Below are 12,160 nucleotides of genomic sequence, written 5' to 3'. Positions count from 1 at the left end.
CGACCAGATAATGGCGTTTTTCTATACCACACTGCCAGTAAACTTTTCTTCTGCTCTGATGTATGAGTACCGTTACGCTATGATCAGCGATGTGCGTGACAGCGTGGACAGCGTGTCCGCCTCTGCGGCCAAGATTGCCGCCGGTAATAGCGACCTTTCTTCGCGTACCGAGCAGCAGTCTACCGCCGTCGTGGAAACCGCCGCCAGCATGGAAGAACTGACGTCTACGGTGAAAAACAACGCCGATAACGCCAAGCATGCCAGCCAAATCGCTGCAGATGCTTCCAAAAATGCCCTTAAAGGCGGCGAGGTTGTGAAACAGGTTGTGACGACCATGGACAATATCGCGGCCAGCTCCAAAAAAATCGCCGATATCACCACCGCCATCAACAGCATCGCCTTTCAAACCAATATCCTGGCGCTGAACGCGGCGGTAGAAGCCGCACGCGCCAGTGAACAAGGGCGTGGTTTTGCCGTTGTGGCTGGTGAAGTACGCAGTTTGTCGCAGCGCAGCTCTCAGGCAGCCAAAGACATTGAGGCACTGATCGCAGAGTCGGTCGAACGTACCAATGCAGGTAGCCATCTGGTTGCCGTTGCCGGAGAAACCATGGAGCAAATCGTTGCTTCCGTATAGCGCGTGAACGACATCATGGGGGAAATCTCATCCGCCTCCGAAGAACAGAGCCGGGAAATTGGGCAAATCGCACAGGCCATCAGCGAGCTGGACACCACGACACAACAGAATGCCTCGCTGGTGATGGAGTCTTCCACTTCTGCCAATTCGCTGGAGGAACAGGCGGTGCTGTTAGAGAAATTGCTCGAACATTTCCGTGTTTCCCAATCGGACAACCATGCCGCGTCACGTGCACTATCCGCTACGCCACGGCATGCGTTGCCAAAACGTGTATCAACAGCGGACAAAAAAGTCGCCTCGTCAGAAAGTGATTGGACCTCGTTTTAACTCCTCACGCTCGGATAAACTCATGTGCATCCGAGCGTATCAAGTACCTTATTCATCGTGTCAAATTCGTCGTATCAAGAGCCGTGATATCAAAAGCCCTAAGACACATTGCCGTTAGCGCTGCGAACCTTCATTCAGCGGCATTGTTGAAGGATCAGGATACTGATAGTCAAACCCTAATTCATGACAGATGCGTTGCCCATCAACAATCCGCCCCTGACCGTTCTCGGTTACGGGGGCAAACTGCGGAGGAGACAGGTGCAGTCTGCGCGCCTGTTCGGGGTAAAAATCCTGTCTGGCCGGATGCTCTGGTGCGCACAAGTTATAAATATGCCCACTATTTGGTAGCTTAAGCAGCAACAGAATAGCCGTCAGCACATCTTCCTGATGCACCAGGTTCACACCGTGGTTGCCGCGTGGCAAATTGGTTTTACCAGCAAGGAAACGTCCGGGATGGCGATCGCCACCGACTAACCCAGAGAGGCGCAAGATATCCACGGAAGTATCGGGCAAGTGCTGTAACCACTGTTCAAGAGACGCCAGCGTCTTCCCAGCCACGGTGGTCGGCTGTAGCGGCGAGCTTTCTCTTACCGTGCCGCTGCCATCACCATAGACCGAGGTTGAACTGGTGAAGATGATGCGCGGGACATGAAACACGCGCGCCATATTCACCAACTGCTGTACTGCCTGCGCATATCCTTCGCCCCCTTCCGCCGTTCGGCTGGCGGGCAGCGTCACGACTAATACGTCAGCCTGTTGTAGTAAAGCGTTAAGCTCCTCAGCGTCGCATTCCAGTTCCGGCGTCAGCGCCAACTGATAGCACTCAATCCCACTCATACGCGCGGCCTCGGCGCCGTCCCGCGTGGTTTTCGTTCCCGTTACGTGGTAGCCGTGCCCATTCAATGCCAAAGCCAGCGGCATGCCCAGCCAGCCCAACCCCACAATCGCTACTTTTTTCATCAACCGTTCTCCCAGCAAGGAGCCTATAATTACCCCTACTCTATCCCTACAGAGTAAACGGCTTTGACGCGCATCGCTATGGAACCCGCCCAGTTTTAGCCGGTCTTTCTGCCTATAAATCGCCAATATCCCATGCGATTATGCTGGCGCATTCCTCAACCCAAACGAACTTCCCACATCTGCTAAAAAAATGTTGCACAACAGCCCGAACATGGTTTAGGTTATTCGACAGACAAATCGTTACTGATTTAATAAATACTGACACAACAACATTTGTACAACAAAGAGATAACTTATGACACGCGTTCTGTTTAACCACCATCATCACCATCATCCTGATTAGTCTTTCGGGCAGTTGGTGCTGGAAGACGTTCAGATCTTCCAGTGGCGCAGAACACAAAGAGAGCCCTCGGAAGATCATCTTCCGAGGGTTTTTTTATGCGCGCTATCCGTGCGCGCACCTTGCAGGCCGTTGCTATGCAACGTTAAAAAACGTTCCAGACGTTTTTTTATGGCCCAATGTTTCTAGAAATTTAAATTTGACAGGTTAATGAGGTTTCCATGCTGGATAAAACACGTTTACGGATAGCAATGCAGAAGTCAGGCCGCCTGAGCGACGATTCACGCGAACTGCTGGCACGCTGCGGGATCAAAATCAACTTACAGCAACAGCGTCTGATTGCGTTCGCAGAAAATATGCCGATTGATATCCTGCGCGTGCGCGATGACGATATTCCCGGTTTAGTGATGGATGGCGTAGTCGATCTGGGCATCATCGGCGAAAACGTGCTGGAAGAAGAGCTGTTAAACCGTCGCGCTCAGGGCGAAGATCCGCGTTACTTCACGCTGCGCCGTCTGGACTTTGGCGGCTGCCGCCTGTCGCTGGCGATGCCGCTGGACGAAGCCTATACCGGCCCGGAATGCCTGCAAAACAAACGTATCGCCACCTCGTATCCTCACCTGCTCAAACAGTATCTCGACAGACAATCTGTCAGCTTCAAATCCTGTCTGCTTAACGGTTCCGTCGAAGTTGCGCCACGTGCCGGTCTGGCTGACGCCATCTGCGATTTGGTATCGACCGGTGCCACGCTGGAAGCTAACGGCCTGCGCGAAGTGGAAGTGATTTACCGTTCCAAAGCCTGCCTGATTCAGCGCGACGGCGAGATGCCAGAAGAGAAACAGCAGTTGATCGATAAGCTGCTGACCCGTATGCAAGGCGTGATTCAGGCACGTGAATCGAAATACATCATGCTGCACGCGCCGAGCGAACGTCTGGAAGAAGTCATTTCCCTGCTGCCCGGTGCCGAACGCCCTACCATTCTGCCGCTGGCTGGTGACCAAAGTCGCGTGGCCATGCACATGGTCAGCAGCGAAACGCTGTTCTGGGAAACCATGGAAAAACTGAAATCGTTGGGTGCCAGCTCCATTCTGGTTCTGCCTATTGAAAAAATGATGGAGTGATGACGATGGCTGATAACACCAACGGCACCGGCAGTTTCAGCACGCTCGTCGACTGGCAACGCTGTTCAGCAGAAGAGCAGCGCCAGTTACTGACTCGCCCGGCCATTTCCGCGTCAGACCGTATTACCGCCATCGTGAGCGATATTCTGGCAAACGTGAAAAGCCTCGGTGATAGCGCGCTGCGCGACTACAGTGCCCAGTTTGATAAAGTTCAGGTGAATGCCATTCGCGTCACCGATGCCGAGATCGCCGCTGCCGCAGCGCGTCTGGGTGATGACGTCAAACAGGCGATGGCGATCGCCGTGCGTAATATCGAAACATTCCACAACGCGCAAAAGCTGCCGACTGTCGATATCGAAACGCAGCCGGGCGTGCGTTGCCAGCAGATCACTCGCCCTATCGCGACGGTCGGTCTGTACATTCCCGGCGGTTCAGCGCCGTTGCCGTCAACCGTGCTGATGCTGGGAACGCCTTCACGCATCGCTGGCTGCGGCCGCGTTGTGCTGTGTTCGCCGCCGCCGATTGCCGATGAAATTCTGTATGCCGCTCAACTGTGCAGTATTAAAGAAGTCTTTCAGCTCGGTGGCGCGCAAGCGATTGCTGCGATGGCATTTGGCACCGAGAGCGTACCGAAAGTGGACAAAATTTTTGGCCCCGGTAACGCGTATGTCACGGAAGCCAAGCGTCAGGTGAGCCAGCAGCTTGATGGCGCAGCCATTGATATGCCTGCTGGCCCCTCCGAAGTTCTGGTGATCGCCGACAGCGGTGCGACGCCAGCATTTGTCGCTTCCGACTTGCTGTCGCAGGCAGAACACGGCCCGGATTCACAGGTCATCCTGCTCACGCCAGACGCGGCGATGGCCAAAGCCGTGGCGGATGCCGTTGAAGAACAACTCACGCAACTGTCCCGGGCGGACATCGCGCGTCAGGCGCTTGCCAGCAGCCGCGTCATCGTCGCGCGTGATTTGGCGCAGTGCGTTGAAATTAGTAACCAATATGGCCCGGAGCACCTGATCATCCAGACGCGCGACGCCGAATCACTGGTTGATAGCATCACCAGCGCAGGTTCCGTATTTCTGGGCGACTGGTCACCGGAATCCGCTGGCGACTACGCCTCCGGCACTAACCACGTTCTGCCGACCTATGGCTATACCTCAACCTATTCAAGCCTGGGTCTGGCCGATTTCCAGAAGCGCATGACTGTACAGCAGCTCACGCCGCAGGGGTTACTGCAACTGGCACCGACGATCGAAACATTGGCACAGGCCGAACAGCTGACTGCCCACAAAAACGCCGTTACCCTGCGTGTTGCAGCACTGAAGGAGCAAGCATGAGCAGCATTGAAGAACTGGCACGCGCCAACGTCCGTGCGTTAACCCCCTACCAGTCAGCCCGTCGTCTGGGCGGCAACGGGGATGTTTGGCTGAACGCCAATGAATACCCGGAAGCACCGGAATATCAGCTGACGTTGCAGACGCTGAACCGCTACCCGGAATGTCAGCCAGCGCTGGTGATCAACCGTTACGCCGAGTATGCCGGTGTACAGCCAGAGCAGGTTCTGGTCAGCCGCGGCGCAGACGAAGGGATTGAATTACTGATCCGCGCATTCTGCGAGCCGGGGAAAGACGCCATCCTGTTCTGTCCACCAACTTACGGTATGTACGCCGTCAGCGCCGAAACGTTCGGCGTGGAACGCCGCACCGTAGCCAGTAAATCAGACTGGCAGTTGGATCTCGATGCGATTGAAGCACAGTTGGACGGCACCAAAGTCGTTTACGTTTGCAGCCCGAATAACCCAACCGGCAATCTGATTGCACGGGAAGATTTACGCCAGTTGCTCACGCTGGCACAGGGGAAAGCGCTGGTTGTTATCGATGAGGCCTACATCGAATTCTGCCCGCAGGCGACCACCTCGGTCTGGCTGGACGAATTCCCCCATTTGGTGATTCTGCGTACCTTGTCCAAAGCCTTTTCGCTCGCCGGATTGCGCTGTGGCTTTACGCTGGCAAACCCTGAAGTGATTCAGCTTCTGTTGAAAGTCATTGCACCTTATCCGCTGTCCACCCCTGTGGCAGATATTGCGGCGCAGGCGCTGAGTCGTGAAGGCGTCGCCAAAATGAAGGCAAATGTTGAGGAGATTACGTCCGCTCGCCGCTGGCTGAGTGATGCCTTGAAAGACATTCCCTGCATTGAAGAAGTCTTCCCCAGCGAGAGTAACTATCTGCTGGTGCGCTTTACCGCCTCCCCTTCGGTATTTAAAACGCTGTGGGATCAGGGCATTATTCTGCGTGACCAAAATAAGCAACCGAGCCTTGCGGGCTGTTTGCGCATTACTATCGGCAACCGCTACGAATGTGAACGCGTTGTTGCTGCATTACAATCATTGCCGGGCATCAACGCTTAATTTTAAGGAGCTCACGTGGGCCAGAAATACCTCTTTATCGACCGTGACGGAACACTGATTGCTGAACCGCCTGAGGATTTTCAGGTTGACCGTCTGGATAAACTGGCGCTGGAACCAGATGTCATTCCTTCGCTGCTGGCACTGCAAAAGGCCGGTTATACGCTGGTGATGATCACGAATCAGGATGGGCTGGGAACCGAGAGCTTTCCGCAGGAAACCTTCGATCCACCGCATAACCTGATGATGCAGATTCTGACATCGCAAGGCATCCAGTTTGAACAAGTGCTGATCTGTCCACATTTGCCAGCGGATAACTGCGCTTGCCGCAAGCCCAGAACTGAGCTGGTAACCCGCTATCTGAATGATGGCATGATGGATGTGGCGCACAGCTATGTCATCGGCGACCGCCAGACCGATATCCAACTGGCGCAAAACATGGGCATTACTGGCCTGCTCTACCAGCGCGGCGGGCTGAACTGGCAAGCCATTACCAATCAGCTAACCAAACGTAACCGTCATGCCCACGTTAACCGCGTTACGCGTGAAACCGCGATTGATGTGAACGTCTGGCTGGATCAGGAAGGCGGCAGCAAAATTAACACCGGCGTCGGTTTCTTCGATCACATGCTGGATCAAATCGCCACTCACGGCGGCTTCCGCATGAATATTGAAGTGAAAGGCGACCTGTATATTGACGATCACCACACGGTGGAAGATACCGGTCTGGCGCTGGGCGAGGCGTTGAATAAAGCACTGGGTGACAAACGCGGTATCGGTCGTTTTGGCTTTGTCCTGCCAATGGATGAGTGCCTGGCACGCTGTGCGCTGGATATTTCCGGGCGTCCACATCTGGAATACAAAGCGGAATTCAGCTACCAGCGCGTGGGCGACCTGAGCACCGAAATGGTCGAACACTTCTTCCGTTCACTGTCTTATTCCATGGCCTGTACGCTGCACCTGAAAACCAAGGGGCGTAACGATCATCATCGTGTGGAAAGCCTGTTTAAGGTCTTCGGGCGTACGCTGCGGCAGGCCATCCGCGTCGAGGGTGATACGCTGCCGAGCTCGAAAGGAGTGCTCTGATGAAGGTCGTCATTCTTGATACCGGCTGCGCCAATCTCTCTTCGGTGACCTATGCCGTGCAGCGGCTAGGATATACACCTGTTGTTAGCCGCGAGGCCGAGATTGTCCTACAGGCAGACAAGCTGTTTCTGCCGGGCGTTGGCACCGCGCAGGCGGCGATGAATCAACTGGAAGAACGCGACCTGATTGCGCTGATCAAGGCCTGCACCCAGCCCGTTCTCGGCATTTGCCTCGGTATGCAGTTACTGGGCACAAACAGCGACGAAAATGGCGGAATCCCAACATTGGGGATCGTCGATTCACCGGTGAAAAAAATGGTTGACCACGGCTTGCCGCTGCCACACATGGGCTGGAATCAGGTGATTCCGAAGGCCGGACACCGTTTGTTCCGCGATATCGATGACGGCGCCTATTTCTATTTCGTTCACAGCTACGCCATGCCGGTCTGCGAAAACACGATTGCACAAGCCAACTATGGTGAAGCGTTCACCGCCGCGCTGGAAAAAGATAACTTCTTTGGCGTGCAGTTTCACCCTGAGCGTTCTGGTGCTGCGGGCGCGCAGTTGCTGAAAAACTTTCTGGAGATGTAGAGCGTCATGATTATTCCCGCATTAGATCTGATTGATGGACAGGTTGTCCGTCTGCATCAGGGTGATTATGGCCAACAGCGCCAGTACGGCAGCGATCCGCTTCCCCGCTTGCAGGATTACCAGCAGCAAGGGGCTGGCGTGCTGCACTTGGTGGATTTGACTGGAGCCAAAGATCCCTCTGCCCGCCAGATTCCGCTATTAACCACGCTGTTGGCTGGCGTGAGTGTACCGGTTCAGATCGGCGGCGGCATCCGCACCGAGCAGGACGTGGAAGCGCTATTAAAAGCCGGAGCCAGCCGTGTGGTCATCGGTTCCACCGCCGTGAAACAACCCGAACTCGTTCAGCAATGGTTAACTCGCTACGGTGCAGAAGCGCTGGTGCTGGCGCTGGACGTGCGTATCGATGCCAACGGCACGAAATTTGTCGCCATCAGCGGCTGGCAGGAAAATTCTGACGCCACGCTTGAGCAGGTCGTCGAACAGTATTTGCCGTTCGGTCTGAAGCATGTTCTGTGCACCGATATTTCCCGTGACGGTACGCTGAGCGGTTCCAACGTCGAACTCTATCGTGAAATCAGCCAGCGCTACCCGCAGATCGCCTTTCAGGCATCCGGCGGTATCGGCAATCTGGAAGATATCGCCAATTTACGCGGTAGCGGTGTGCAGGGCGTTATCGTGGGCCGTGCGCTGCTGGAAGGTAAATTTAACGTCGCGGAGGCTATTTCATGCTGGCAAAACGGATAATCCCCTGTCTGGACGTGCGTAACGGCCAAGTCGTCAAAGGCGTGCAGTTCCGCAATCACGAAATTATCGGTGACATCGTGCCACTGGCCCAGCGCTACGCGCAGGAAGGCGCCGATGAGCTGGTTTTTTATGATATCACCGCCTCTTCCGATGGCCGTGTGGTCGATAAAAGCTGGGTATCCCGCGTTGCGGAAGTCATCGATATTCCCTTTTGCGTGGCGGGCGGCATTAAGAGCGTGGAAGAAGCAGGCCAAATCCTCTCTTTCGGCGCGGATAAGATTTCCATCAACTCACCGGCGCTGGCTGACCCAGAGCTGATTACCCGGCTGGCTGACCGCTATGGCGTGCAGTGCATCGTCGTTGGGATTGATACCTGGCATGATGCCGCAACGGGTCGCTATCACGTCAATCAATACACGGGTGATGAAGCGCGCACCAAGGTTACGACCTGGGAAACGCTGGATTGGGTAGAGGAAGTGCAAAAGCGCGGTGCGGGTGAGATTGTGCTGAACATGATGAATCAGGACGGCGTGCGCAACGGCTATGATTTACACCAGTTAAATCTGGTGCGTGATGTCTGTCATGTTCCACTTATCGCTTCCGGCGGCGCAGGCACCATGGAACATTTTCTGGATGCATTCCAGACCGCCCACGTGGATGGCGCGCTGGCAGCATCGGTGTTTCACAAGCAAATTATTAATATTGGCGAACTGAAACAATATCTTAAGCAACAGGGTGTGGAGATTCGAGTGTGTTAAGCGAAGCGGTTTTTCTAAACGACGAACAACGAAACCAACTCGATTGGGAAAAAACGGACGGTATGCTGCCTGTTGTCGTGCAACACGCGGTATCCGGTGAAGTATTGATGCTGGGCTACATGAATCAGGACGCCTTACAGGCTACGGAAGAAAGCGGTAAAGTCACGTTTTTCTCACGTACCAAGCAGCGGTTGTGGACCAAAGGCGAATCTTCCGGCCATTTCCTGAATGTCGTCTCGATTACGCCAGACTGCGATAATGATACGTTGCTGATTCTGGTTAATCCTATCGGGCCAACCTGTCATCTGGGAACCAGCAGCTGCTTCTCGCCTGCCGCCAGCGACTGGACGTTCCTTTATCAGTTGGAGCAACTGCTGGCCGAGCGTAAGCACGCTGACCCGGATAGCTCGTATACCGCACGCCTGTACGCCAGCGGCACCAAGCGCATTGCGCAGAAAGTGGGGGAAGAAGGACTGGAAACCGCACTCGCGGCAACGGTGCATGACCGCGAAGAGCTGACCAATGAAGCCGCGGATTTAATGTACCATCTGCTGGTGCTGTTGCAGGATCAGGATTTAGATCTGGCGACCATCATCAATCGTCTGAAAGATCGCCACAATAAATAAAAGTAAGCCTTTCCCCGCGTTATCGGTCAATGATAACGCGGGGTTTTAGCATGACACATCGTGACGTTAAGAGTGCTCCGCGCCTAAATGCACTTTACGTCCCCCTTTCCAGGTTTCCAGAACCGAGATATGACGCATATCGTTGACCGGGTTATTCTTATCTGCTGAGTCATAGGTCAGCGGAGAATCCGCCAGAATCACAAAGTCAGCACATTTACCTGCGACGAGCGAACCTACCCACCGATCTGCATGACATTGCCAGGCGGCATCATAGGTCGCGGCTTTAAGCGCTGCGAAACGGGAAATCCGCTCTTGATCGCGCAACACAGCAGGAGTCTCCTGTTGAGGTGCGCCTTCCATCACCCGTGAAATAGCCTGTTCCATCATGCGCAGTGGGCCAAGTGGCGTAACACCGTTATCGCTGTGTAGCGTAATCTTCATGCCGTGATCAAGCGCGGATTGGCAGCGGTCGAGGTGATCGGCCCGCTCCTCTCCCAATATAGTTTGCTGAAATGCCCAGCCCCAATACCCCACATGACCAATTAAGAAGCTAGGTGAAATACCGCGTAGCTTCATTTCAGACAGATGGTCATCAGTCAGCAGGGACGCATGTTCCAAACGATCGCGGCGCTGTTCATAAGTTGCCGATGTCACACCCACCTCTTTAAATGACGCTAACGTTAGCCTAATGGCTTCATCGCCATTCGTATGAATCATCAACGGCCATTTATGTTGCACAACGCTCCCCACCAGCGTATTGATGCTCGTGAGAGGATCGAAGTTGAAAGCCCCCACATTTGTTTCGCTCGGTGTTTTTTCATAGCGGCTGTTACAGCAATATGGCGAAGATTGATATCCCGTCAGTCCTTGATTAGAGCCATCCGAAATAATCTTGATATACGGTAAGTGAAAATGTTCATCACCGTATCCTGGGGAGTAAGAATCAACCACGTTACTCTTAAAATCACTATCACTCGTCACGAGCAGCGCGCCACCAATCCGCACCGGACAGCCCGGCAGATGCGCCCATTTATTCAGCAAGTTCACTTGATCAAAAGCAGCCTGCTCACTTTTGGGTTCAACGCCCGCATCAAGCATATAAGTCACACCGCGCTGACTCGCCACACCAAACAAATGGTGCACTGCGGCAACTAACTTCGCCGCCAATTCTGTTTGAGGGTAACTATTGGTCATGACGTCCACAACGGGCTTTATACCCACGATTTCTTTCAGAATGCCGTCTGATGGCGCATCAACACCTTTGGTTTTGACAAGTTTAATGGCACAGGTGTTGATATAGGCAAGGTGCATCGAGGCATTGATGACAAAAACGGGTATTTTATCCGTCACATGCTCATCAAGAATGTTGGCATTGAATTCCTTATCTCCACCAATAAACAAGGAAGGGTCGGCACCAAAGCCAATAAGCCAGTCCGAATCGGACTTTCCCACCACCTTCTTAGCCAGATTGGATGTCACCCAGTCTCTATTATAATTTTTGCGCAATATCTGTTCTTCAAACGGGCTAACATCATTGCCGATAGCAGATAACATCGCCGTATTGATGATATGTACATGCGGTTCAATCAGACCCGGCAACAGTGTTTGCTTACCTGATAATAGGTGCTCCGATGTGTTTTTCGGCATTTTGGCCTTCACATCCTGGTATGAACCCGTTGCAACCACCCGTCCGTCATGAATTCCCATTGCTTCAACCGCAACGTCCCGCCCGTCCTCCAGCGTCAGAATCGCTTTTCCGGGGCTACCGTCTTTATTTGGCGCAGAACGGAATAATTTCGTTTCGGTAAACAGACTATTTTCTTCTTTCGGGATCTCAATTGACGTTTTAGGGAGGAATGATTTCCACAGAGGACTACAACAGGAACAGTTTATGCTGCTGGAATGACCACACGCTTCACTCATACACTTTGCTTATTTAGAGATAACGCATTAGAAATGTTAATGTACCGAATGAAAAACAGGCAACAACCATCAAAACATCAACACCCACACAGTTGAAAATAAAAAAATTCATGTTTCGTGTGCGAATGGTCACTGAGTTGATCAAATAAGCAGGAAAGAAGAGGCGTACAGCGTAGGATAGCCCCTGATTGATCATCAGTCTAAGGCACCTATCGCGTAGCATTTTGGAGACAAGAAGAATAACGATAAACATAAAAAAAGCACCCAATAAAGGGTGCTTCTATAAGGCTGGCATTTATGACTAGCGATTAACCATAAATGTTAGCGCGGTCGCGGAGTTCCTTGCCCGGCTTAAAGTGAGGGACGTACTTGCCTTCCAGCTCAACTTTGTCACCCGTCTTCGGATTACGACCTACACGCGGTGCACGGTAGTGAAGTGAGAAGCTGCCAAACCCACGGATTTCAATACGGTCGCCTTCGGCTAACGTAGAAGCCATTTGTTCAAGCATTTCTTTCACTGCATCCTCAACCACTTTGGCCGGGATATGAGATTGCTGTCCAGCAAGCCTTTCAATAAGTTCAGACTTGGTCATAGCTCCTCCAAATGCGTGGCTATCAATAACCAGGATAACTGACTACCGTTAGAAGAA

General features: G+C 53.2%; 12 protein-coding genes, 1 pseudogene and 1 other annotated feature. Of the genes and pseudogenes, 10 read left to right on the top strand and 3 right to left on the bottom strand.

Annotated elements, in window-relative coordinates; all coding sequences use genetic code 11:
• Positions 1-79: 79 nt before the first annotated feature.
• A pseudogene (locus NAL19_RS08770) lies at positions 80-961 on the top strand (methyl-accepting chemotaxis protein); the annotation flags it as partial.
• Positions 962-1,075: 114 nt separating this feature from the next.
• Here the strand turns inward: NAL19_RS08770 and NAL19_RS08765 are convergent.
• Positions 1,076-1,921, bottom strand: coding sequence for an SDR family oxidoreductase (locus NAL19_RS08765; RefSeq protein ID WP_225087856.1), 846 nt, complete (start codon positions 1,919-1,921; stop codon positions 1,076-1,078).
• Between the two features lie 295 nt (positions 1,922-2,216).
• On the opposite strand from NAL19_RS08765, the gene hisL reads away from it, so the two are divergent.
• The 9 genes from hisL to hisIE all read left to right on the top strand — a co-directional run bounded on the left by hisL (position 2,217) and on the right by hisIE (position 9,587).
• Positions 2,217-2,264: a his operon leader peptide gene (gene hisL, locus NAL19_RS08760; RefSeq protein ID WP_106389040.1), complete on the top strand. Its 48-nt coding sequence runs from the start codon at positions 2,217-2,219 to the stop codon at positions 2,262-2,264.
• Positions 2,240-2,361: a sequence feature (His leader region), on the top strand. (Overlaps the previous gene by 25 nt.)
• A 121-nt stretch (positions 2,362-2,482) precedes the next feature.
• A complete protein-coding gene (hisG, locus tag NAL19_RS08755; RefSeq protein ID WP_263059447.1) occupies positions 2,483-3,382 on the top strand; it encodes an ATP phosphoribosyltransferase in 900 nt (299 codons plus the stop codon).
• 5 nt (positions 3,383-3,387) lie between these two features.
• Positions 3,388-4,716 carry a histidinol dehydrogenase gene (gene hisD, locus NAL19_RS08750; RefSeq protein ID WP_263059446.1) on the top strand — a complete coding sequence of 443 codons (1,329 nt, stop codon included), beginning with the start codon at positions 3,388-3,390 and terminating at the stop codon, positions 4,714-4,716.
• Positions 4,713-5,786: a histidinol-phosphate transaminase gene (gene hisC, locus NAL19_RS08745; protein WP_263059445.1), complete on the top strand. Its 1,074-nt coding sequence runs from the start codon at positions 4,713-4,715 to the stop codon at positions 5,784-5,786. Before hisD ends, hisC begins: the two co-directional genes overlap by 4 nt.
• A 15-nt stretch (positions 5,787-5,801) precedes the next feature.
• Complete coding sequence (hisB, locus tag NAL19_RS08740; protein ID WP_263059444.1) at positions 5,802-6,869, top strand: bifunctional histidinol-phosphatase/imidazoleglycerol-phosphate dehydratase HisB; 1,068 nt, start codon at positions 5,802-5,804, stop codon at positions 6,867-6,869.
• A complete protein-coding gene (gene hisH / locus NAL19_RS08735) occupies positions 6,869-7,459 on the top strand; it encodes an imidazole glycerol phosphate synthase subunit HisH (RefSeq protein ID WP_010301044.1) in 591 nt (196 codons plus the stop codon). The genes hisB and hisH overlap by 1 nt, the downstream gene beginning before the upstream one ends.
• A 6-nt stretch (positions 7,460-7,465) precedes the next feature.
• Positions 7,466-8,203: a 1-(5-phosphoribosyl)-5-[(5-phosphoribosylamino)methylideneamino]imidazole-4-carboxamide isomerase gene (gene hisA / locus NAL19_RS08730; protein ID WP_263059443.1), complete on the top strand. Its 738-nt coding sequence runs from the start codon at positions 7,466-7,468 to the stop codon at positions 8,201-8,203.
• The gene (gene hisF / locus NAL19_RS08725; protein WP_010277156.1) at positions 8,185-8,961 is read left to right on the top strand and encodes an imidazole glycerol phosphate synthase subunit HisF; all 777 of its coding nucleotides are present in this window, start codon (positions 8,185-8,187) and stop codon (positions 8,959-8,961) included. Before hisA ends, hisF begins: the two co-directional genes overlap by 19 nt.
• On the top strand, positions 8,955-9,587 hold the full coding sequence (hisIE, locus tag NAL19_RS08720; protein WP_225087850.1) for a bifunctional phosphoribosyl-AMP cyclohydrolase/phosphoribosyl-ATP diphosphatase HisIE: 633 nt from the start codon (positions 8,955-8,957) through the stop codon (positions 9,585-9,587). Before hisF ends, hisIE begins: the two co-directional genes overlap by 7 nt.
• Before the next feature lie 66 nt (positions 9,588-9,653).
• Here the strand turns inward: hisIE and NAL19_RS08715 are convergent, their stop codons facing one another.
• Positions 9,654-11,510, bottom strand: a complete 1,857-nt coding sequence (locus NAL19_RS08715; protein WP_263059442.1) for an amidohydrolase — start codon at positions 11,508-11,510, stop codon at positions 9,654-9,656.
• Positions 11,511-11,818: 308 nt separating this feature from the next.
• On the bottom strand, positions 11,819-12,103 hold the full coding sequence (gene ihfB / locus NAL19_RS08710; RefSeq protein ID WP_005967571.1) for an integration host factor subunit beta: 285 nt from the start codon (positions 12,101-12,103) through the stop codon (positions 11,819-11,821).
• Positions 12,104-12,160: the final 57 nt, after the last annotated feature.

Source organism: Pectobacterium sp. F1-1 (assembly GCF_025643735.1).
GTDB classification, from domain to species: Bacteria; Pseudomonadota; Gammaproteobacteria; order Enterobacterales; family Enterobacteriaceae; genus Pectobacterium; species Pectobacterium colocasium.
The sequence above is the reverse complement of the archived record's forward strand: the minus strand, read 5'-3'. Positions and strand labels throughout refer to the sequence as shown.